Below are 21,187 nucleotides of genomic sequence, written 5' to 3'. Positions count from 1 at the left end.
GGTACGGCGGGTCGGGCTGCGCGTCAGGTCGCCTCGTCGTCGAACGGTGCGGGTGCGTCTGCTGCCGCAGCCACCGGTCCGGCGAACGCGCCGGCCGGCGCGGCGGCTGCCGCTGTCCTGACCCTCCCGGGACGCGGCACCGCCGGGCGCGACGGGGTGTGCGGTGGTGCGTCGTCGAGCAGCGCCTCGCGCACGATACGGCGCGGGTCGTACCGGCGGGGGTCGAGCGCCGCCCAGTCCACGTCCGCCTCACCGAGCTCGACGTCGACACGTTCCTTGGTGTCGCGGGCGAGGTCACGCAGCCGCCGCACCCATCCGGCGAGCTGCTCGGCGTACGAGGGCAGCCGCTCGGGGCCGACGACGACGGCGGCGACGAGCAGCAGGATGAGCAGCTCGCCGCCGTTGATCCCGAACACCTGCTCAGGTTACCGCGACGGGCGTGGGCGCCGTCCGGTCAGTCCGGCGCCGCCTGGAGCTGCACGCGGACGTCACGCTCGTCCTCACCCGTGCGGACCCGCAGCACCACGGTGTCGCCGACCTCGCGCGCACGGATGGTGACGATCAGCTCCTCCGACGCCGTCACCGGGCGGCCGTCGATGGACAGGATCACGTCACCCCGACGGATCCCCGCCAGGTCGGCCGGGCCGTCCGGGGTGACCGCCGGCGTCCTCGAGCCGTTCTCCACCGCGACCTGCACGCCCTCGCCGGTGTACCCGGGCTCGAGGGCCACGCCGATGACGGGGTACGTGGCCGTGCCGGTCTCGATGAGCTGCTCGGCCGTGCGGCGCGCCTGGTTCGACGGGATCGCGAAGCCCAGCCCGATGCTGCCGACGCCGGTGAGCCTCCCGGGCAGCTGGGCGATGGCGGAGTTGACCCCCACGACCTGACCCTGCGCGTTGACCAGCGGGCCGCCCGAGTTGCCGGGGTTGATCGCCGCGTCGGTCTGGATCGCGTTGATGAACGCGGTGTCGCTCCCGTCGCCGGCCACGACGGGTCGGTTGAGCGCGCTGACGATGCCGCTCGTCACGGTGCCGACGAGGCCCAGGGGCGCACCGATCGCGACGACCGGGTCGCCGACGACGACCGTGTCCGAGTCACCCAGCGCCGCGGGCGTCAGGCCCGTGGCCTCGACCTTGACCACCGCCAGGTCGTAGTCGCCGGTCGCACCGACGACCGTGCCGGGCAGCTCGGTCCCGTCGGCGAACTGCACGACGATCGACCCGCCGGTGGCACCTTCGACGACGTGGTTGTTGGTGAGCACGTACCCGTCCTGCCGCAGGATGAAGCCGGAGCCCGAGCCGGCGCCCTCGGCGGTCGTCACCTCGAGCGACACGACGCTCGGCAGGACCCCGGCGGCGATGCCCGCCACGGACTCGGGTTCCCGGTCGACGCGTGCGGCCGGGGCAGGGACGACCGGCAGGCCCGCGTCCGAGCGGCGCCCGTCGTCCGGCAGCACCCGGTCCCCCAGCAGTCCCCCGAGGAACCCGGCGGCGACCGACAGGGCGACGAGCGGCGCGACCCAGGCGGCCGACAGCGTGCGCCGTCGGCGGCGGCCCGTCGGACGAGCGGGCGCGGGCGCCACGGACGCGGCCTCGACGGCCGGCGCGTCCGGTCCGGAGGTCGGGGCACCGGTCAGGCGCGGCGCCCCCGGGCGGGCGAACGACGCGGCCGGCGCGGGGCCCGCCTCACGGGACGGGCCGGCGGGTGCGACGTCCTGGTCCTCCGCGGTGCGGCGGTACGACGAGGGGGCGGCGAACAACGGGACCGGGGCGGCCTGCGGCACGGCGGGAGGCGACGATGCGTCGGCGGGAAGCGACGATGCGTCGGCGGGAGGCGACGATGCGTCGGCGGGAGGCGGCGCGTGGGCGGGAGGCGGCGCGTGGGCGGGAGTCGGCGCGTGGGCGGGGGGCGGTGACGCGACGGGAGGCGGCGTGGGCGCCGCCTGCGGCTCCGGACCGGTCACGGCGCCGGGACCGCTGTCGCTCACGGGCGTCCCCATACGGCGGACACGGTCTGCCAGCCGCGACCGATGCGCCCGGTGACGGTGTCGTCGTAGCCGGCGGACGGGAACGCGGCGACCAGCGCGTCGAGCGCGTCCTCGTCCTGCGCGGCGATGATCTGCACGACCGTCGATCCCGACTGCCAGGCGACCTGGCAGGGCTCGAGGGACAGCACGTGCACCCGCCGGCCGCCCACCTCGCGGACGGGCGCGCCGGCGAGGGCCTGGGTGTCCAGGCGGCCCTGCTGCTCGGTGACGACGTACGAGCCCCCCGGCCCCGTGACGTCGACCTCCAGCACGTCCGGGTCGTCCGAGGACCAGCCGATCGACCTGACCTGCCAGCCGTCGGGAAGGTCCGCGGGGAACGTCCAGCCCTTCCCGCGCAGCCACGTGACCGTCGCGTCGTCGGCCGGCACGTCACCCGCGTCCGCGGGCGCCGACGTGTGGGCGAGCAGACCGAGCGCGGCCGCCGGGTGGCTCGAGGGCGTCACCACGGGCCGCTCACCGAGCATGAACAGGCCGGCGGCCATGGCGCTCATGCCTGCCACGGACCCGACCACGAGCCGCACGGGCGAGCGGCCCGTGACCACGTCGCCGCGCAGCGCGCGGGTCGCGGCGACCGGCAGTGCCGCACCGGCGCCGACCGCGAACGGGTCGCGCGTCCCGGGCGCCGGCGGCACCGGCGGGCCGCTCTGCGACGACAGCGACAGCAGCCGGGCGGTGAGGTCCTCGGTGGGGAGCACGGGCTCCGCCCCGGCGAGCGCCTGCCGGGCGGCACGCGCTGCGGCGAGCTCACGCGCGCACATGGGGCACGTCGCGACGTGCGCGAACGCGCGCTCGGTGGCGGCCGGGTCGAGCTGTCCGTCGACCAGTGCGCTGATCCGGGAGCCGAGGTGCATCATCCAGCCACCTCGGCGGAGTCGGACTCGCGCAGGTCGGCGGTCGACACGCCGTCCGCCGAGGCGTCGAGCGGACGGCGGTGCTCGAGCGCGACCCGCAGCCGGGCTCGGGCGCGGTGGATCCGCGAACGCACCGTGCCGAGCTTGATGCCGAGGGTCACCGCGATCTCCTCGTACGACAGCCCTTCGATGTCGCACAGCACGACGGCGGCGCGGTACTCCGGGGGCAGCGCGTCGAGGGCGCGCTGGACGTCGTGGTCGAGGTTCGCGGCCTCGAACGCGCGCTCGGGCGTCGCGAGCAGGTCCGGCGAGGACCACCGGTCGGTGTCGTCACCGATCGGCTCGATCCGGACGCGCTGCTTGCGGCGCGCCATGTCGAGGAAGAGGTTCGTCGTGATCCGGTGCAGCCAGCCCTCGAAGGTGCCGGGGCTGTACGTGTGCAGCGAGCGGAAGACGCGGACGAACGTCTCCTGGGTGAGGTCCTCGGCGTCGTGGCGGTTACCGGTCAGCCGGTAGGCCAGGCGGTAGACCCGTCCGGAGTGCTCCCGGACGATCTCCTCCCACGACGGGGCCTGCCACTCGGCGGGCTGGACGCTCATCTGCGGGGTTCTCCTCGATGTTCTCTCGGTACGTCAGTCTCCCAGGTCGAGCTCGCAGGCTCGACCCCTGTTCGTCGTGAGCGGAAACGCCGGCCCGCGAGCGGTGCTGCGTCGCGACGCGCGGAGCCCGGGGCGCACGTCCGTCGGACGCCCACGGCGCGGGACTACGCTGACGAGCAGGCACGCCCGCCCGGGGCGAGCGACGAGGAGGCCGTCATCTCCACCGACAAGGCGCAGAGCTGGGTCTACTGCGAGGAGTTCCTCGACGAGGACGACGTGCTGCTGCGGGCCCGCGAGCGCGCGTCGCACCTGGGGTGCACCCCGGTCCTGCCCGGCACGGGAGCGGCGCTGCGCGTGCTCGCCGCGGCGGCGCAGGCGCGCGCGGTGGTCGAGGTCGGTACAGGTGCCGGCGTCGGCTCTCTGTACCTGCTGCGCGGCATGCCGGCGGACGGCGTGCTGACGACCATCGACCTGGAGCTCGAGCACCAGCGCGCCGCCAAGGACGCGTTCGCCGAGGAGGGTGTGCGCAGCACCCGGACCCGCGCGATCTCCGGTCGCGCGCTCGACGTCCTGCCGCGCCTCACCGACGGCGGGTACGACATGGTCGTCATCGACGCGGACGTGGAGAACTACCCCGGGTACGTCGAGCAGGCGGTCCGGCTCCTGCGGCCGGGCGGCGTGCTGGCGGTCGACGACGCGCTCTGGCACGACCGGGTCGCGGACCCGGCGCGGCGCGACGAGGCGACGACGACCGTCCGCGACGTGGGCCGCCACGTGCGCACCGACGACCGGCTCGTCCCGGCGCTGCTGCCCGTGGGCGAGGGCCTGCTCGTCGCCGTGCGTCGCTGACCGCCTGTCGCTGACCGCCCCACCGCGCCGCCTCACCGCGACCGGCAAGGCTGCGTCGAGACCCCTCGCCGTCAGTCCAGCGCCGTCAGGTACTCCAGGAGCAGACGAGCCCCGTAGCCGGTGGCGCCCTCGGTGACCTCGTGCTTGTCCGACGTCGAGCGCGCGGGACCGGCGATGTCGAGGTGCGCCCACGCCCGCTGCCCGACGAACCGGCGCAGGAACAGGGCGGCCGTGATGGACCCGCCGCCGATGCGGCGGTCCTCGGGGACGTGACGCAGGTCGGCGACCGACGAGCGCACGGCCTCCTCGTAGTCCTCCACGAGGGGCATGGGCCACACCAGCTCGCCCGTGCGGTCCCCCGCTGCCGACAGCGCCGCGACCAGGGCGTCGTCCGTGCCGTAGAGCGCGGCGTGCTGCCGACCGAGGCCGAGGCTCGCCGCGCCGGTGAGCGTGGCGACGTCGACGAGCACGTCGGGTTCGAGGGTCGCGTCGGCCCAGGCGAGGGCGTCGGCCAGGACGAGTCGGCCCTCGGCGTCGGTGTTCGCGATCTCGACCGTGGTGCCGCCGTGGATCGTGACGACGTCCCCGGGACGGTACGACGACGCTCCGAAGTGGTTCTCCGCCAGGGGCAGGACGGCCGTGACCTTGTGGCGCACCTCCGCCTGGGCCGCACCCAGCACCGTGGCCAGTGCCACCGCGGCGCCCGCCATGTCGGTCTTCATCGGCACCATGGCCTCACGGGGCTTGATGGACAGCCCGCCCGTGTCGTACGTGATGCCCTTGCCGACGACCACGACGTGGCGTCCGTCGCCCTGCGCCGGGGTGTACGTGAGGCGCACCAGGCGCGGCGTGGAGGCCGAGCCGGCACCGACGGCCAGCAGGCCGCCGAACCCGCCCGCGGCCAGCTCACGTGGGCCCAGGACCTCGACATCGAGTCCCGCCTTCGTCCCGAGCCGTCGTGCCTGGTCCGCCAGCCACTGGGGGTTCTTCACGTTGGACGGGGTGTTGGCCAGGTCGCGGACCAGCCACGTGGCGGCCGCGCCCGCGCGAGCCGCGGCCACGGCGGCGAGGACCGTCGCACCGTCGCGGCCGAGCAGCACCAGCTCGGCCGGCGCCTTCCCCTCCGGCTTCGCCGTCACGCGCGGCGGCGTGTACGCGGCGAGCAGGTAGCCCTCGGTGACGGCGCGGGCCGCCTGCGCCGCGGCTACGTCGTCGTGGTGCGTCTGCGCGCCGACGGTGGCGGCGACGCGGCGCAGCCCTCGTGTGGCGCGGGCGAGCGCCGCGCCCGCGCGGCGCAGCGCGGTCGGGCTCTCGTCGCCGACCCCCACGAGGACGATGCGCGGCGGCAGCCCCGCCCACGGCAGCTCGACCGCCGAACCGACCGGCAGCGGCAGGTGGACGGTGAACGCCTCGCCCGCGGCGCCCGTCAGGCCGGCGCGCTCCGCGAGCTCGGACAGGTCGATGCCGTAACGGGCGGCCGCCTGCGGCGTACCCGAGCGCGGCTGCAGCGCGTCGTCCCCGACGCGCGGCGGCGCGACCTGCACCGCGACCGCGTCGACCGACCCGTCCGTCAGGAGCGGGGAGTCGACGACGCTCGCGCCGTGCGCCGAGACCGCGGGTGGCGTGCGGGGCGCGGTCGCAGCGGCCGCGCCGGAGGTGCGGGGGCTCATCCGCAGGTCGTCAGCCGACGACGGACGTCAGAGCCTCGCCCAGCTCGGACGCCTCGGTCGCGTTGAGCTCCACCACCAGCCGTCCGCCACCCTCGAGCGGGACGCGCATGACGATGCCGCGCCCTTCCTTCGTCACCTCGAGCGGTCCGTCGCCGGTCCTCGGCTTCATCGCGGCCATCCGGGCCTCTCCTTCGCTCGTACGTTGCCGGCCGACAGTCGTCGGGCAGCCCCGACAACCTCCAGGTCAGCCGGTTGTCCAGCGACCATCCTAGTTCACCGGGCGCGACCCCCGCCCAGCCGCGCGGGGCACGAACGGGTCACGGCGGCCAGTCGCCGTGGGGGTTGAACTCCCACATCTGGCGCACCCAGAGCACCTGCAGCCCGAGCATGAGGACCAGAACGGCCCCGAACCACAGCCGCCGCGCCCACGCCGGGCGCGGCACCACCCCCGCCGTCACGGCACCGAGCGGGAACGCCAGGAGCAGGAACCGCGCGAGGCTGGACCCCGGCTCGATCACGGCGAGGATGTAGACGACGTACGCCGCCGACCAGGTGTGCAGCTCCGGCCCGAGCCGCCAGGCGGCGGGCACGAGCAGCACGGCGGCGGTCAGCGCGAAGCCCGCCACCATCACGGGCGTCCCCCACTCGCCGAACCAGAACTGCGGCACGTACGTCCACCCCGAGAACGGCACCACCTCCCGCACACCCCGCCAGGCCTCCTGCGTCTGGAGGTAGCCGTCCGGGACGCCGGTCACCCAGCCGCAGATCGCCGGCCACGCGACGCCGGAGATCCCCGCCGCAGCGGCCAGGCCGACGAGGCCCACGGCGTCGCGCCCGCCGAACGTGTCCTCACCCCGCCGGGCGCGCCACCACCGCACCGCCGCGTGGACGACGACGACCGCCGCCATCGGCAGCGCGACCGCGCGCGTGAAGCCGAGCGCGACGACCACGAGGGCCGCCCACGCGTAGCGCCGGCGCACGAGCAGCAGCAGGGACGACGCCACGAGCAGGAGCGCGGCGGACTCGGTGTACGCGACCTGCAGGACCGCGGCCGTGGGGAACGCGCAGACCAGCGCGACCGTCGCCAGCGGCAGGCCGGGCCGGGCGGCGACGGCCCGGGGTGCGCCGTGGCGCACGACCTCGTGCACGACGAGCATCGCCGCGCCACCGAGCAGCAGCGCGACGGTCGGGGCGAGAACGACCCACGTCCCACCGGTGAGCGTCATGAGCGCCCGCACGAGCATCGGGTACAGGGGGAAGAACGCCCACGGGTTCTGCTGGACCAGGCCCTGCTCGTCACGCGGCAGCTCGGACGGGTACCCGCTCTCGGCGACCTGCCGGTACCAGCCGGCGTCGTAGAACAACCCCACGAACTCCTGGTAGGGCGGGTTGGCCCCGGTCCAGAGGTTCTCCGCCTGCACGGTCGACGTCCAGACGAACGCGCCGGCGACGAACAGCCGCGAGGCGGCCCACACGAGCAGGACGTGCACCCACCACGGCCACCCACGGACCCGGTCCCACCAGCCGGGCCCGGCCGCCGTCGCCGCCGTCGGCCCCGTCGCCGCCGTCGGCCCCGTCGGTCCGGTGGCGACGGGGTCGGTCGCGACGTCGGCGTCGGACCGGGGTGCGTCGCCGCTCACAGCATGCCCCGCACGGTGCGCACCGGTGCCCGCTCCGCGCGGAGCGCCGCCACCATGTCCACCGTGCGTCGCGTCGCCGCGACGTCATGGACGCGGAAGACGCGAGCGCCCAGCCAGGCCGCGACGGCCGTGGCCGCCAACGTGCCCTCCAGCCGCTCCTCCGCCGGCAGGTCCAAGGTCTCCCCGACGAGGTCCTTGCGCGAGATCGCCATGAGCACAGGGTGCCCGATCTGCACGATCTTCGGGGTGTTTCTCACCAGGTGCAACGAGTGCCAGGTGGTCTTGCCGAAGTCCAGGGTCGCGTCGACGAGCACCGACGCCGGGTCGACGCCCAGCGCGACCGCTCTGGCTGCCGCGGCGCTCAGCGTCGTCACGACGTCGACGAGCACGCCGTCGATCGGGTCGACACCCTCGGGTGCCGGGTAGGCGACGCGGAACGGGTCGCTGCGGGGGGTGGCACCCCCGGTGTGCGAGCACACGACACCCAGCCCGCGCTCGGCCGCCACCTCGACGAGCGCGGGGTCGTGCCCGGCCCACGTGTCGTTGAGCAGGTCCGCACCGGCGTCCGCCACGGCACGTGCGACGCCCGAACGCCACGTGTCGACGCTGACCAGCAGGTCCGGGTGGCGTGTCCGCACGCGTCGGACGACGGGCAGGACGCGGGCGATCTCCTCGGCCTCGGAGACGACGGGGCCGCGGCCCGCGCGCACACCGCCGACGTCCAGCACGTCGGCACCCTCCTCGACGGCCCGGTCGACCGCCGCGTCGACCGTCGACTCGTCGTGCCGCGCCGCCGCGTAGAACGAGTCGGGGGTGCGGTTGACGACCGCCATGACGACGGGGGCGTCGTCGCCGAACGTGCGTCCGCGCAGTCGCAGCGGCGCGGCACCGACGGGGACGCCGGGCAGCGGTCCGCCCGTCACCACCCGCCGTCCGTGAGCGAGCCGCCCTCACCCGAGGCACCTGCGTCACGGGTCCGGCGGCCGTTGCGCGCCCGCGCCTCACCAGCGGCGGCTGCGGCCCGCTGGTCCCGCGCCGCCGCACGGACCGCCGCCTCCTCCTCGGCCCGCAGCTCGGCACCGCGCCGCACGATCATCTCGACGGCCTCCTGCGGGTCCGCCGCGACCTGCAGCAGGTCGATGTCGGCTGCGGCGATCATGCCCTGCGGGTGCACCGTGTCCCGCAGCCACGCGAGCAGCCCGGACCAGTAGTCGGCGCCGAGCAGCACGATCGGGAACCCGGTCACCTTGTGCGTCTGCACCAGGGTCAGCGCCTCGAAGAGCTCGTCGAAGGTGCCGAAGCCTCCGGGCAGGACGACGAAGCCCTCGGAGTACTTGACGAACATGGTCTTGCGCGCGAAGAAGTAGCGGAAGTTGACGCCCAGGTCGACCCACTCGTTCATGCCCTGCTCGAACGGCAGCTCGATGCCCAGGCCGACCGACAGCCCGTCCGCCTCGGTGGCGCCCTTGTTGGCCGCCTCCATGATGCCGGGGCCCCCGCCGGTGATCACGGCGTACCCGGCCTCCACGAGGCCGCGCGCGACGTCCTGCCCCATCTCGTAGTACGGGTCGCCGGGCTTGATGCGCGCCGAGCCGAAGACGCTGACCGCCGGCCCGACCTCGGAGAGGGCGCCGAACCCCTCGACGAACTCGCTCTGGATCCGCATGACCCGCCAGGGGTCGGAGTGCAGCCAGCCGGCGCCCTCGGCGCGGGCCAGCAGGCGCTGGTCGGAGGTCGTGGCGGGGATCTGGTCGCGGCGCAGCAGCACGGGACCGCGGCGGTACTCCGGCGCCGGTGCCGACGAGTCGTCAGGAGTCATCCCCCGAGCCTATGCGCGCGTCGTGGGCGTCCGCGTCGCGCGGACGACGGACGTCAGGCGATGCCCAGGGGCAGGTCCTCGGGCTGCGTGCCCGTCAGCCACGCCCGCAGCGCGCGGTGGCACAGCTCGATCTGCGCGACGGGTACACGCTCGTCGTCCTTGTGCGCCAGCAGCGGGTCGCCGGGGCCGAAGTTGACCGCGGGCACGCCCAGGGCACTGAACCGGGCGACGTCCGTCCAGCCGTACTTCGGCGCGGGGCGACCGCCCGTGACGGCGAGCACAGCGGCGGCGAACTCCTGCGCGGCGGGCGCGTCCAGACCGGGGCGGGCACCGGGCGCGGAGTCGGTGACGACCACGTCGTACCCGTCGAAGACCTCACGCACGTGCGCCACGGCCTCGGCGACGTCCCGCGACGGCGCGAACCGGTAGTTGACGGTGACGACGCACGAGTCGGGGATGACGTTGGTCGCCACCCCGCCCGAGACGAGCACGGCGTTGAGCCCTTCGCGGTACGCCAGGCCCTCGACCTCGACCGTGGCCGGCTCGTAGGCCTCGAGCCGGCGCAGCACCTCACCGGCGGCGTGCACCGCGTTGACGCCCACCCACGCGCGGGCCGAGTGCGCCGCGACGCCCGTCAGCCGCACCTCGGCGCGCAGCGTGCCGTTGCAGCCGCCCTCGAGCCCGCCGTCGCTCGGCTCGCCGAGCACCGCGAAGTCGCCCTCGAGCCAGTCCGGGTGGTGCGCGGCGACGCGACCCAGCCCGTTGAGGTCGGCGGCCACCTCCTCGTGGTCGTAGAACACCCACGTCACGTCGTGCACGGGCTCGGTGAGCGCGGCGGCGAGGTGCAGGGCGACGGCGACGCCACCCTTCATGTCGACGGTGCCGCGGCCCCACAGCACGTCGTCCTCGAGGCGGGTGGGCAGGTTGCCGGCGACCGGCACGGTGTCGAGGTGCCCCGCGACCACGACGCGCCGTGCACGCCCCAGGTGCGTCCGCGCGACGACCGCGTCACCGTCGCGGAGGACCTCGAGGTGCGGGTGCTCCCGCAGCGCCGCCTCGACCGCGTCGGCCAGCCGCGTCTCGTCGCCGCTGACGGACGGGACGTCGCACAGCTGACGCGTCAGCGTCACCACGTCGGCGGACAGGTCGATCAGGTCGTCGGCAGCCACGACCACGACCCTACGCGCGACCACGCGTGCCGGTCCGTGCCGTCCGCACCGTAGGCTTGGACGCCATGACCGACCGCACGGCCTGGGGCCTCGGCCTGGCCACCGTCACCGACGCGGGCACCACCCTGGACGTCTGGTACCCGACGCCCGTCCTCGGGGCCCCGCCCACCACGCTCGACGTCGGCGACGACGACTCCGTCCGGCTGCACGCGCCCGTGGACCTCGCCGCGTGCGAGCGCACGGACGCCGCGCGCGGGGTCCGTGTGGCCCTCGTCGCGACCGTCGTCGACCTCGACGCCCCGCCCGCCTCCACTGCCGACGCCTACCTGCGCCTGCACCTGCTGTCGCACCGGCTCATCCGGCCCCACGGGCAGAACCTCGACGGCGTCTTCGCGGTCCTCCCGAACGTCGTGTGGACCGACCGCGGACCGTGCGCGGTCGAGGACTTCGAGGGCACCCGCCTGCGGCTGCGCGCGGCGACGGGCACCCCGGTGACGGTGTACGGGGTCGACAAGTTCCCGCGCATGGTCGACTACGTGCTGCCGTCGGGCGTGCGGGTCGCCGACGCCGACCGCGTGCGCCTCGGCGCGCACCTCGCACCGGGCACGACCGTCATGCACGAGGGCTTCGTCAACTTCAACGCCGGCACGCTCGGGACGTCGATGGTCGAGGGCCGCATCTCGGCCGGGGTCGTCGTGGGCGACGGCTCCGACGTGGGCGGGGGCGCGTCGATCATGGGCACGCTGTCCGGCGGCGGCCGCGAGGTCGTGTCCGTCGGGCAGCGCTCGCTGCTGGGCGCGAACTCAGGGCTGGGCATCCCCCTGGGTGACGACTGCGTGGTCGAGGCGGGCCTGTACGTCACGGCGGGGACCAAGGTGCGGCTCGTCGGCTTCGACGTCGAGGGCGCGGTGGACGACGACGGTGCGCGCGTCGTCAAGGCCCGCGTGCTCGCCGGTGCGGACGGTGTGCTGTTCCGGCGCAACTCACGCACGGGCGAGGTCGAGGCCGTCGCACGCTCGGGGGCCGGTGTGCAGCTGAACTCCGCGCTGCACGCCAACTGACGCCGTGGCGCGTGCGCGACGACGGGGCGGTTGCCTGCCGGCCCTGGTGACCGCGGGTCTGGCCGTCGTGCTGCTCGCCGTCGCCGTCGGCGCGGTCGTCGCCCTGCTGCGCAACGCGCGCCCGGACACCCCCGTGGCCGAACGCTGCGTCGCCCACCTGGACGGCACGGACTGGAGCCTGACCCCCGACCAGGCGCAGAACGCCGCGCTGGCGGCTGCCGTCGCCACCCGCCGCGGCATGCCGGCCCGGGCCGTGACGATCGGCATCGCCACCGCGCTGCAGGAGTCGCGGCTCGTCAACATCGACTACGGCGACCGCGACTCCGTCGGCCTGTACCAGCAGCGCCCCTCGCAGGGCTGGGGCACGGTCGAGCAGATCATGGACCCGGTCTACTCGACCAACAAGTTCTTCGAGGGGCTGGAAAAGGTCCCGGGCTACCAGGACATGGCCGTCACCGAGGCCGCGCAGGCCGTCCAGCGCAGCGGGTTCCCCGACGCGTACGCCCAGCACGAGGTGCGGGCGCGCGCGTGGGCGTCGGCGCTCACCGGGCACTCCCCGGCGGCGCTGAGCTGCGCGCTCCGGCCGGTCGAGCAGCCAGGCGGGACCGGGCCAGTCCTCGCGCGCGTCACGCGGGACCTGGGGGACCTGCCGGTGACGGTGACCCTCGCCGACGGCGCGGGGACGCCCTCCACGGTCGACCTCGTCGCGACGGCGCTGCCCATCGACGATCCCACGCGCGCCGGGTGGTCCGTCGCGCAGTGGTCCGTCGCGGTCGCGTGGGAGATCGACGTGGACGCCGTGACCGTCGGCGACACGACGTGGTCGCGCGCCGAGCCCACGTGGCAGGTCACCGGCCAGGCGCCCCTGCCGCCCGGGCAGGTCCGCCTGACGGTCGCCGGCTGAGCGTCAGCGGCGCTCGACCGCGACGTACGGCCGCTCGGTCGCACCCGTGTACACCTGGCGCGGGCGGCCGATCTTGGTCTGCGGGTCGTGCATCATCTCGCGCCACTGCGCGATCCAGCCGGGCATCCGCCCGAGCGCGAACAGCGGCGTGAACATCTGATCCGAGAAGCCCATCGCCTTGTAGATCAGACCCGTGTAGAAGTCGACGTTCGGGTACAGCTTGCGGGAGATGAAGTACTCGTCGGAGAGCGCGATCTCCTCGAGGCTCATCGCGATGTCGAGCAGCTCGTCCGTGCTGCCCAGCGCCTGCAGCACCTCGTGCGCGCTCTGCTTGACGATCGCGGCGCGCGGGTCGTAGTTCTTGTAGACCCGGTGGCCGAAGCCCATCAGCCGGACGCCGTCCTCCTTGTTCTTCACGCGACGCATGAAGTCGGTGGCGTCCCCGCCGTTGGCCTTGATCTGGTCGAGCATCTTCAGCACGGCCTCGTTGGCGCCGCCGTGCAGCGGCCCGGACAGCGCGTTGATGCCCGCCGCGACCGACGCGTAGATGTTGGCGTGGCTCGAGCCGACGACCCGCACGGTCGACGTCGAGCAGTTCTGCTCGTGGTCGGCGTGCAGGATCAGCAGCTTGTCGAGCGCGTTGACGACGACGGGGTCCGGGTCCCACTGCTGGTAGGGCACCGCGAACGTCATGCGCAGGAAGTCCTCGACGTAGCCACGCGAGTAGTCCGGGTACAGCAGGGGCTCACCCTTGGAGGCCCGGTGGACGTACGACGTGATCGTCCGCGTCTTCGCGAGGATCAGCACCGTCGCGAGCTCGACCGTCTCGACGTCGAACGGGTCGAGGGACTCGGGGTAGAACGTGGACAGCGCGTTGAGCGCGGACGCCATGACCGCCATCGGGTGCGCGTTGCGCGGGAACGTCCCCATGAACGTGCGGAAGTCCTCGTGGACCAGCGTGTGGCGGTTGACCCGCTCCTCGAACGCCGCGAGCGCCTGCGGCGTCGGCAGCTCGCCGTGGATGAGCAGGTACGCGACCTCGAGGAACGTCGAGTGCTCCGCGAGCTGGTCGATCGGGTAACCGCGGTACCGCAGGATCCCCGCGTCGCCGTCGATGTAGGTGATCTGCGACTCGCACGACGCGGTGTTCATGAACCCCGGGTCGACCGTCACCATGCCCGTGTCGCGCAGGAGCGACGACACGACGATGCCGTCGTTCCCCTCGGCGGCGGGCACCACGGGCAGGTCACGAACCTGCCCGTCGACCACGAGCTGGACGGGGGCCTGCACCGGTGCGGTGACGACGTCCGACATGGGTGTTCCTTCCTGCGCCGACGAGCTGGTCCAGCCAGCCCGGGCGGGTTGCCGCGCGGGCCGATGGGGTGGCCGACGAGCGGTGATGACCCCCGTCGGCCCACGTGACGGTACCTGCGACGACGGCGTCTTGACCAACGTCGGAGAGACCCTTGGCGTAGATGTGAGGTTCCTCACACGCTCAACGCCAATGTACGTCGGCGGCCGTCGACGGGCCATGCCGTCCCGAACGTTGCCTCAGGCCCCGGACAACCGCGCAGCCGCCTCCGCGACGTGCTCGTCCGTCGCAGTCAGCGCAACCCTGACGTGCCCGGCCGCCCTCGCGCCGTAGAACGACCCGGGGGCCACGAGCAGGCCGAGACCGGCCAGGTCGCGCAGGGTCGTCCACGCGTCCTGGGGTGGCCCGTCGGGCCGCGCCCAGAGGTAGAGCCCGGCATGCGAGCGGTCCACCACGTAGCCCGCGGACTCGAGACCCGCGCGCAGCGCGATCCGCCGCCGCCGGTAGCGCTCACGCTGCTCGGCCACGTGCGCGTCGTCCCCCAGCGCGACGGTCATCGCCGCCTGCACCGGCGCGGGCACGATCATGCCGGCGTGCTTGCGCGTCTCCAGCAGGCCGGCGACGAGCGCACCGTCGCCCGCGACGAACGCCGCACGGTATCCCGCCAGGTTCGACTGCTTGGACAGGGAGTACACGGCGAGCAGGTCGGTGCGGTCGCCTCCCGTCACACGCGGGTCCAGCACGCTCGGCACCCCGTCCGACGCCCACGGCTCGTCCCAGGCCAGCTCCGCGTAGCACTCGTCGGACGCGACGACGACCCGGCGCCCCGTGCGTGCCGCCGCCGCGCGCGCGGCCGCGACGACGTCCCGCAGCTGCTCGACGCCCAGGACCGACCCGTCCGGGTTGCCCGGGGAGTTCAACCACACCAGGCGCACGTCGTCACGCCGCGCGAGCAGCTCCGCAGGGGCGTCGGTGGGCACCGGGGTCGCGCCCGCCAGCCTCGCGCCCACGTCGTAGGTCGGGTACGCGATGGCGGGGTGCAGCACGACGTCACCCGCGCCGAGGCCCAGGAGCGACGGGAGGAGCGCGACCAGCTCCTTGGAGCCGAGCGTCGGGAGCACGGCGTCGGGGTCGAGGTCCGGCACGCCGCGGCGCCGCGCGAACCACGCCGCCACTGCCTCGCGCAGCACGGGCGTCCCGTGCGTCGTCGGGTAGCCCGGCGCGTCCGCCGCGGCGGCGAGCGCGTCACGCACGACCTGCGGGGTCGGGTCGACGGGCGTGCCCACCGACAGGTCCACCAGGCCGCCCGGGTGCTCACGCGCGAGCTGCGCGACCGGCCCGAGGGAGTCCCAGGGGAAGTCCGGCAGGCTGCCGGTCAGCAGGCCCACGTGTCCCCCGCGTCGACGTGCACCGCGGTCACTCGCCGTGGACGCGCAGCGGGAGCGTGGCGATGATCGGGTGGTCGTGCGCGATCTCGCCCATCTTCGCGGCGCCACCGGGCGAGCCGATCTCGTCGAAGAAGTGCACGTTGGCCTCGTAGTACTGGGACCACTGCTCCGGGACGTCGTCCTCGTAGTAGATGGCCTCCACGGGGCACACGGGCTCGCAGGCACCGCAGTCCACGCACTCGTCCGGGTGGATGTACAAGGAGCGCTTGCCCTCGTAGATGCAGTCGACCGGACACTCCTCGATGCACGCCTTGTCCTTGACGTCCACGCAGGGCTCGGCGATCACATACGTCACGGGTGTCCTCCACGGGTGCAGCGGTCGGCCTAGTATCCCCCACGTGCAGCCCGCCACGCCCCGCAGTCCACGCACCGACACGCGAGCGCCGGCGTGAGCCCGGACACGTGGCGGACGTGGCCGGCGGGGACGCGGGTCGTGGTCCGGCGCCGGCGCGACGACCTGCCGCCCGGTGCCGTGACGGGCACGCTGCGCGGTGGGGAGCCCCCGTTCACCGACGTGCTCGGTGACGTCGTGGCGGTGGACGACGACGGGCTGACCGTGCGCACCCGCCGCGGCGACGTCCACGTGCCGGCGCAGGACGTCGTGCGCGCCAAGGTCGTGCCGCCGCCCCCTGCCAGGCGTCACCGCCGGGGCGACGGACCGAGCTGAGGTCAGGGCGCCGGCGTAGCTCCCGGGACCGGCGCGGTGCCGCAGATCACCTTGTTCTGCGGCTTGTACCGCCAGGTCTGCGACTCGCTGTCGACCTCCTGCCCGTCGAGGAGCACCCGGCGCGTGTTCGTCACCGTGAAGCCCGGGTTGCCCGCGCTCTGCGGTTCGCACGTCGGCGACTGCGAGTAGACCGTCGTCGGGCTGACCACGCCGGAGCGCCCGCTCTTGGACGTCTCGACCGTGAAGTGCTTGGTGCTCCAGATCCGCACGTGCGCCCGCCCATCGGCGACGAAGCCCTGCACGAGAGCGCCGTACGGCGTGTTGTTCTTCCACTTCAGGTCGATCACCCCGGTGAAGATCGTGGCCTCACGACCCTCGGGGTACCGCTGGAACCACTCGCTGTGGGGCGTGTGCTCGACGTCCTCGAAGCCGGCGAAGTACGCCGCGTTGTACGTGGTCGTCGACACCTGCGACAGGCCACCACCCCACGCGTCCTTGTGCTCGCCGTTGACGATGGCACCCGCCTCGACGTAACCGTGGGCAGCGTCGACCGGGCCCAGCGCCTCCGTGAGGCTGAACGTCTCACCAGGCCGCACGAGGGTGCCCGTGATGTTCTCCAGGCCGTTCGCGATGTTCCGCGTGCGCCTCGGCTCGCTGGTCAGCGGCGTCGAGAACTCCGAGACGACCTCCTTGACGCCGAGCGCCGCGAGCGCCTCCTGCGTCTGGGCGGGGTCGGACTGGACGAGGTCGACGGGTGCGACGCGCCCGGTGCCCGTCGTGGCCGCCTGCACGACGGACGTCGCGAGCGCCGCCGGGTCGAGGGTCGTCCCGGGCGTCCCGGGGATGATGACCGGCGCGCCGTCCTGGAACTCGAACCGCGCGTCGGCGGCGGTCGTCAGCAGGTCGGGCAGCTGCCCGAGGACCGCCTCGGACAGCGCTGCGCCGTCGAGCTGCAGCTGGAGGATGCCGTCCTGCGGCACGACAGCCGCGTGCGCCGTGAGCGTCGCGACGTCCAGCACGGCCTGCCGGTCGGCAACCTGCACCGTCACGGGCGCGGCGGTCAACGGCCGGGCGAGCTGCGCGAGCGCGCGGTCCGTCTCCGCCTGCGACACGGCCGGCGGGACGACGCGCGTCGGGAGCGTGACGGGACGTGCGGCGGTGAGCCAACCGTCCTCGAGCACACTCGCGGCTTCCCGGCCGTCCAGCTCCCAGCCGTCGACGGCCTCGGTCGCGTGCGCGGCACCGTCGGCGAACACGACCGTCCCGTCGACGGGTGCGAGCATCAGGGAGCCCGAGAGCTGCGTGAGCTCCGCGTCGAGCGCGTCCTCGTCGACCACCGTCACCGGCGGCTGCTCGCCGACACCCACGAGGTGGCGCCACAGGCGGACGGGCTGCGTCAGGTCGACGCCCGTCAGGCGCTCCACCGTGGCAGCCGCGTCGAGCTCGAGCCCTGCCGCCACCGGGTCCAGCTCGGACTGCACCTCCTGCGCGACGACCGGCACCGGGGACGTCGCCCGGTCCGCCAGCTCGTCGGTGAGGTGCTGCTCGGCCTCGCTGGAGGACATCGAGCCGATCTCGACACCGGCCACCGTCGCGCCGTGGGGCACACGGTCGGCCAGCGCGTAGGACGACCCGACGTACAGCGCCGCGACGAGCGCCACGGCACCACCCACGACCGCGATCTTCCGCGACCAGCGGCGGGGCTCGCGCTCGGGCTCGAACCCGTCGAGCAGCGACGCGTCCGGGGAGTCGGGGTCACTCGCGGCCGGGCCGCCCGGCACCGCGCGGGTGTCCTCGGCGCCGGCGCTCCGCGGCCACGCGCCCTGGGACGCCGGCACCAGAGGAATCGCCCGGGTCGCATCATCCGGGGCCGCTGCCGCGTCCGACGTCGCTGCCACGTCCGACGTCGCCGCCGGCACCACCGCGGTCTCGTCGACGCGGGAGACGGCCGGGGTCGCCCCCCGAGCCGTCGCAGCAGCCGGTGCGGACTCGTCCGCCTCGGCGGACTCCTGGGTGGCGGACTCCTGGGTGGCGGGCCCCGGGGTGGCGGGCTCCTCGATGACCGGCGCCTGCGCGGCGCCGTCCGTCTCGCGCGACGCGTCACCGCCGGCACCGGCGGACCGGTCGTCCTGCGCGGCGCCGGGGTCGGGCAACGGGCTCTGCGGCAGCGCGTGCGCCGGGACGCCGACGGAGGCGGCGTTGAGCGCGGTGAACGCGAGCGCGGACAGATCACCCAGCCTCAGCGGCGGCAGCGGAGTCGGCGTGGCCTCGTGGTCGCCGGACGGGCCGTGCGACGCGGGTGCGTCCGGGCGGGCGTCGGACGCCGGGGAGTCGAGGGCACCGTCGGGCGCCGGTGCGTCGGGCGCCGGTGCGTCGGGCGCGGGTGCGTCGGGTTCGGCCGACGCGTCGGGTCCGGCACTGTCGCCGGTGGTGTCCCCGGCGTCAGGCGCCGTCGGCGCCGCCACGGCGACGTCGTCCCACGAGGGCCAGGCTGCGAGCGGTTCCTCGGCCACGGGGGCGAGCGGACGGCGCGCGGCGACGGGCGGTGCGACCGCGGCAGGCTCGGGAGCTGCCGGGGTCACCGCGTCCGACCCTGCGGCCTCGTCGGTCGACACCGGCACGGGCGGCCTCTCGTCGGCCTCGTCGCCAGACGCCGTGACGTGGGCGGCAGGAGCGTCGTCACCCTCGTCAGGTGCGGGCTCGACCACGCCGGCCACGTCCTCGCTCTGCGCGGACCCGGGCTCGACACCCACAGGCTCGTCGTCGTCGGACGCGGTCGTCGGGAACACGGGAGGCTCGGGCAGCGCCGCGTCCGGCGCACCGTCCTCGGGTGCACCGTCCTCGGGTGCACCGTCCGCACGCGCGCCCACGCCCTGGGCCTGCAGGGCGGACGTCGTCTCCGTGGTCGAGCCGTCGGCCGGGACGGGCTCGACGTCCGGGAGGTCGTCACGCGCGTCGTGCTGCTGGGGGACGCCGTCGCGGACGACCCCGGCCTCCGTACCGTCGGGCACGTCGGCGGCGTCGCGGTCGGCGGCGCCACCTGTCGGCGTGTCGCGGTCGGTCCCGTGCGTCATCGATCCCCCGTGATGGTCCTGCGAGCGCACGACACCCGCGCGTCGTGCGTCCCGCATTCTACGGTGGCCGCCTGTCAGCGACGGGCAGTTCACGGTCTCGGGGTCGATCCTCACCCGGTCGAGCCGCGCCAGGCTGCCGCCGGACGCCTCGCGCGCGACCGACGGACGCCTCGCGCGCTACCGCACGCCCCGCAGGCGTCCACGCAGGTGAACCAGGGCGCCGCCGTCCGGTGCCCCTTCGGACGCCACCAGCACCCGTCCGACGACCACGTCGTGGTCCCCGGCCGCGTGCACGGCCTCGGTGCGGCAGTCGAACCAGGCGGCGGCACCGTCGACCCACGGGGCACCCGACACCGGGGCCGCGCGGTGCGGGACGCGCTCCAGCTGACCGACCGCGGGCCGCCCTGGCGACGCGAGCCACTCGGCGACGTCGACCTGCTCGTCGCGCAGCACCGACACCGCCCACATGTCGACGTCGTCGAGCACGTCCCGCAGACGAGCGTCGGCATGCACGCAGAACAGCAGCAGGGGCGGCTCGAGCGACACGGACACGACGGAGCTGACCGTCGCCGCGTGGGCGACCCCGCGGCGCACGGCCGTCACCACGACCACGCCACCCGCCAGCCGGGAGGCCACCGCCCGGAAGGCGTCGGGCGTCACGCCCTCCACGCTCACGGCGTCGGAGGGCTCTCGTCCTCGACCCACCGCCGGGGCACGAAGGCGACCGCCGCCACCGCCGCGAGCGCACCGAGCACCCAGGCCCAGCCCCACGCGTCGTCCGCCGGGACGAGCACGTCGCCACCCGGCCCGCCGCTGGCGAGGACCTGGACGGCCACGAACGTCCCGCCGACGCTCGCGACGTAGCCGAACCACCCGACCCACGCCCGCGCCGTCAGCACGATCACGAGGACCAGCGCGACGCACACCAGCAGACCCCAGGGCCGGACGGCGCGGTGCATCACGGTGCCGAGCGTGCCGGCGACGAGCCCCATGCCGAGTGCGGCGAGGGCGCGCCAGAGGGTCGCGGCGGTGGGTGGCTGCACGGCGCTCACGCTACCGGTCGCACACCGGCGGGCCACGTGACGCCCGCGTCCTCGGCGCTCGGGGTGCCCGGGGCGTAGCGGTAGGCCTCGACGGGCAGGAGCGGCGCGAGGACCGCGTTGCTGAGCGCGTAGCAGCCGAGCAGCGCGTCCTCGCCGTCGACGGGCCGCACGGCCTGGACCTGGGTCGCGTGCGCCCGCAGGGCCGCCAGCACCCGGTCACGGACGGGCGCGACGTCGACCACCACGTCGACCTCGTCGTCGGGCACGGCGACGCTCGGCGGCTCGGCGGTCGGGTCCGGCAGCGTCAGCCCTGCGGCCGCGCGCCCCAGCGCCGCACGCACCGCACGGCCTGCGAGCGCGCGCTGCGCACGACGCAGGGCCTGGACCCCGGCGACCGACCACAGCACGACCGGCACGGCGTGCGCCGGTGCGTGCGCGTCGTCCTGACGCGCGGCGAGCTCCAGCGCCAGCATGGTGACCTCGTGCGCGCGCACGTGGTCGGGGTGCCCGTAGCCGCCGCCCGGCTCATAGGTGACCACCACCTGCGGGCGGCGCAGCCGCAGCAGACCCGCCAGCGCGTCGGCGGCCTCCTCGGGAGGCGTGAGGGCGAAGGCGTCCGGCGGGGCGTCGGCGGCGGCACCGGCAAGGCCGGGCGCGAGCCAGGCCATGCCGGAGTCCTCGTACCGCACGTCCGCCGTGACGGCCTCGTCGAGGAAGCCGCTGTCGTGCACGCCGAGCGCGCGCAACGCGCCGCCGAGCTCGTCCTCCCGGTGCTCCGCCAGCGCGGGGCCGTCACCCTCGAGGTGGGCCCACCGGCGGCCGATGACCTCGCCGCGCTCACCGCGCGTCGCGGTCACCACCGTGACGGGCCGACCGGACGCCGCCCACGTCGCGAGGAGGGCGCCGGTCGCGAGCGTCTCGTCGTCCGGGTGGGCGTGCACCGCCAGCAGACCCTCGGTCATCCCTCGTCCTCCGGTCGGTACGTCGGTGGCGGCGTGCGCACGTGGCGGTCGTGCCACGTGCGCATCCGCAGG

At 74.9% G+C, this 21,187-nt stretch carries 21 protein-coding genes; 4 read left to right on the top strand and 17 right to left on the bottom strand.

Annotation, left to right across the window (positions count from 1 at the left end):
• Positions 1 to 23 precede the first annotated feature (23 nt).
• The 4 genes from NP048_RS05150 to sigE form a co-directional block, all read right to left on the bottom strand.
• Positions 24 to 416 carry a twin-arginine translocase TatA/TatE family subunit gene (locus NP048_RS05150; RefSeq protein WP_227578413.1) on the bottom strand — a complete coding sequence of 131 codons (393 nt, stop codon included), beginning with the start codon at positions 414 to 416 and terminating at the stop codon, positions 24 to 26.
• 38 nt (positions 417 to 454) lie between these two features.
• Positions 455 to 1,783 carry a S1C family serine protease gene (locus tag NP048_RS05145; RefSeq protein ID WP_227578412.1) on the bottom strand — a complete coding sequence of 443 codons (1,329 nt, stop codon included), beginning with the start codon at positions 1,781 to 1,783 and terminating at the stop codon, positions 455 to 457.
• A gap of 200 nt (positions 1,784 to 1,983) precedes the next feature.
• Positions 1,984 to 2,901, bottom strand: coding sequence for a zf-HC2 domain-containing protein (locus tag NP048_RS05140; protein WP_227578411.1), 918 nt, complete (start codon positions 2,899 to 2,901; stop codon positions 1,984 to 1,986).
• On the bottom strand, positions 2,898 to 3,497 hold the full coding sequence (gene sigE / locus NP048_RS05135) for an RNA polymerase sigma factor SigE (protein ID WP_227578410.1): 600 nt from the start codon (positions 3,495 to 3,497) through the stop codon (positions 2,898 to 2,900). Before sigE ends, NP048_RS05140 begins: the two co-directional genes overlap by 4 nt.
• Positions 3,498 to 3,713: 216 nt before the next feature.
• On the opposite strand from sigE, the gene NP048_RS05130 reads away from it, so the two are divergent.
• Complete coding sequence (locus NP048_RS05130) at positions 3,714 to 4,346, top strand: O-methyltransferase (protein ID WP_227578507.1); 633 nt, start codon at positions 3,714 to 3,716, stop codon at positions 4,344 to 4,346.
• Between the two features lie 71 nt (positions 4,347 to 4,417).
• Here the strand turns inward: NP048_RS05130 and NP048_RS05125 are convergent, their stop codons facing one another.
• From NP048_RS05125 to dapE, 6 genes are all read right to left on the bottom strand, one after another.
• A complete protein-coding gene (locus NP048_RS05125; RefSeq protein WP_227578409.1) occupies positions 4,418 to 6,016 on the bottom strand; it encodes a leucyl aminopeptidase family protein in 1,599 nt (532 codons plus the stop codon).
• A 10-nt stretch (positions 6,017 to 6,026) separates the two neighbouring features.
• Positions 6,027 to 6,194 carry a DUF3117 domain-containing protein gene (locus NP048_RS05120; protein ID WP_214345793.1) on the bottom strand — a complete coding sequence of 56 codons (168 nt, stop codon included), beginning with the start codon at positions 6,192 to 6,194 and terminating at the stop codon, positions 6,027 to 6,029.
• 139 nt (positions 6,195 to 6,333) lie between these two features.
• Positions 6,334 to 7,656: a hypothetical protein gene (locus NP048_RS05115; RefSeq protein ID WP_227578408.1), complete on the bottom strand. Its 1,323-nt coding sequence runs from the start codon at positions 7,654 to 7,656 to the stop codon at positions 6,334 to 6,336.
• A complete protein-coding gene (folP, locus tag NP048_RS05110) occupies positions 7,653 to 8,579 on the bottom strand; it encodes a dihydropteroate synthase (protein ID WP_227578407.1) in 927 nt (308 codons plus the stop codon). The genes NP048_RS05115 and folP overlap by 4 nt, the downstream gene beginning before the upstream one ends.
• Complete coding sequence (locus tag NP048_RS05105; protein WP_227578406.1) at positions 8,576 to 9,475, bottom strand: LOG family protein; 900 nt, start codon at positions 9,473 to 9,475, stop codon at positions 8,576 to 8,578. The genes folP and NP048_RS05105 overlap by 4 nt, the downstream gene beginning before the upstream one ends.
• 53 nt (positions 9,476 to 9,528) lie before the next feature.
• Positions 9,529 to 10,644, bottom strand: coding sequence for a succinyl-diaminopimelate desuccinylase (dapE, locus tag NP048_RS05100; protein ID WP_227578405.1), 1,116 nt, complete (start codon positions 10,642 to 10,644; stop codon positions 9,529 to 9,531).
• 65 nt (positions 10,645 to 10,709) lie between these two features.
• On the opposite strand from dapE, the gene dapD reads away from it, so the two are divergent.
• The gene (dapD, locus tag NP048_RS05095) at positions 10,710 to 11,705 is read left to right on the top strand and encodes a 2,3,4,5-tetrahydropyridine-2,6-dicarboxylate N-succinyltransferase (RefSeq protein ID WP_227578404.1); all 996 of its coding nucleotides are present in this window, start codon (positions 10,710 to 10,712) and stop codon (positions 11,703 to 11,705) included.
• Positions 11,706 to 11,709: 4 nt separating this feature from the next.
• A complete protein-coding gene (locus NP048_RS05090; RefSeq protein WP_431355886.1) occupies positions 11,710 to 12,609 on the top strand; it encodes a hypothetical protein in 900 nt (299 codons plus the stop codon).
• Positions 12,610 to 12,612: 3 nt separating this feature from the next.
• Here NP048_RS05090 and NP048_RS05085 read toward each other — a convergent pair whose 3' ends face one another.
• The 3 genes from NP048_RS05085 to fdxA all read right to left on the bottom strand — a co-directional run bounded on the left by NP048_RS05085 (position 12,613) and on the right by fdxA (position 15,664).
• Complete coding sequence (locus NP048_RS05085; protein WP_227578403.1) at positions 12,613 to 13,923, bottom strand: citrate synthase; 1,311 nt, start codon at positions 13,921 to 13,923, stop codon at positions 12,613 to 12,615.
• A 237-nt stretch (positions 13,924 to 14,160) separates the two neighbouring features.
• Positions 14,161 to 15,309: a succinyldiaminopimelate transaminase gene (dapC, locus tag NP048_RS05080; protein ID WP_227578402.1), complete on the bottom strand. Its 1,149-nt coding sequence runs from the start codon at positions 15,307 to 15,309 to the stop codon at positions 14,161 to 14,163.
• 28 nt (positions 15,310 to 15,337) lie between these two features.
• Positions 15,338 to 15,664 carry a ferredoxin gene (gene fdxA, locus NP048_RS05075; protein ID WP_013116233.1) on the bottom strand — a complete coding sequence of 109 codons (327 nt, stop codon included), beginning with the start codon at positions 15,662 to 15,664 and terminating at the stop codon, positions 15,338 to 15,340.
• Between the two features lie 93 nt (positions 15,665 to 15,757).
• Between fdxA and NP048_RS05070 the strand changes: the two genes are divergently transcribed.
• Positions 15,758 to 16,036: a putative acetyltransferase gene (locus NP048_RS05070; RefSeq protein WP_227578401.1), complete on the top strand. Its 279-nt coding sequence runs from the start codon at positions 15,758 to 15,760 to the stop codon at positions 16,034 to 16,036.
• Between the two features lie 2 nt (positions 16,037 to 16,038).
• Here NP048_RS05070 and NP048_RS05065 read toward each other — a convergent pair whose 3' ends face one another.
• From NP048_RS05065 to NP048_RS05050, 4 genes are all read right to left on the bottom strand, one after another.
• Complete coding sequence (locus NP048_RS05065) at positions 16,039 to 19,110, bottom strand: VanW family protein (protein ID WP_227578400.1); 3,072 nt, start codon at positions 19,108 to 19,110, stop codon at positions 16,039 to 16,041.
• A gap of 177 nt (positions 19,111 to 19,287) precedes the next feature.
• Positions 19,288 to 19,770: a flavin reductase family protein gene (locus tag NP048_RS05060; protein ID WP_227578399.1), complete on the bottom strand. Its 483-nt coding sequence runs from the start codon at positions 19,768 to 19,770 to the stop codon at positions 19,288 to 19,290.
• An 11-nt stretch (positions 19,771 to 19,781) separates the two neighbouring features.
• Positions 19,782 to 20,153 carry a hypothetical protein gene (locus tag NP048_RS05055; RefSeq protein WP_227578398.1) on the bottom strand — a complete coding sequence of 124 codons (372 nt, stop codon included), beginning with the start codon at positions 20,151 to 20,153 and terminating at the stop codon, positions 19,782 to 19,784.
• Between the two features lie 5 nt (positions 20,154 to 20,158).
• A complete protein-coding gene (locus NP048_RS05050) occupies positions 20,159 to 21,115 on the bottom strand; it encodes a PIG-L family deacetylase (protein WP_227578397.1) in 957 nt (318 codons plus the stop codon).
• Between the last annotated feature and the right edge of the window lie 72 nt (positions 21,116 to 21,187).

The organism is Cellulomonas xiejunii (assembly GCF_024508315.1).
GTDB classification, from domain to species: Bacteria; Actinomycetota; Actinomycetes; order Actinomycetales; family Cellulomonadaceae; genus Cellulomonas; species Cellulomonas xiejunii.
The sequence above is the reverse complement of the archived record's forward strand: the minus strand, read 5'-3'. Positions and strand labels throughout refer to the sequence as shown.

Excerpts from the sequence above, each read along its gene's own strand:
- NP048_RS05140 (WP_227578411.1), bottom strand. The coding sequence starts at position 2,901 with ATGATGCACCTCGGCTCCCGGATCAGCGCACTGGTCGACGGACAGCTC.
- sigE (WP_227578410.1), bottom strand. The coding sequence starts at position 3,497 with ATGAGCGTCCAGCCCGCCGAGTGGCAGGCCCCGTCGTGGGAGGAGATC.
- NP048_RS05125 (WP_227578409.1), bottom strand. The coding sequence starts at position 6,016 with ATGAGCCCCCGCACCTCCGGCGCGGCCGCTGCGACCGCGCCCCGCACG.
- NP048_RS05120 (WP_214345793.1), bottom strand. The coding sequence starts at position 6,194 with ATGGCCGCGATGAAGCCGAGGACCGGCGACGGACCGCTCGAGGTGACG.
- NP048_RS05105 (WP_227578406.1), bottom strand. The coding sequence starts at position 9,475 with ATGACTCCTGACGACTCGTCGGCACCGGCGCCGGAGTACCGCCGCGGT.
- dapD (WP_227578404.1), top strand. The coding sequence starts at position 10,710 with ATGACCGACCGCACGGCCTGGGGCCTCGGCCTGGCCACCGTCACCGAC.
- NP048_RS05085 (WP_227578403.1), bottom strand. The coding sequence starts at position 13,923 with ATGTCGGACGTCGTCACCGCACCGGTGCAGGCCCCCGTCCAGCTCGTG.
- NP048_RS05065 (WP_227578400.1), bottom strand. The coding sequence starts at position 19,110 with ATGACGCACGGGACCGACCGCGACACGCCGACAGGTGGCGCCGCCGAC.
- NP048_RS05050 (WP_227578397.1), bottom strand. The coding sequence starts at position 21,115 with ATGACCGAGGGTCTGCTGGCGGTGCACGCCCACCCGGACGACGAGACG.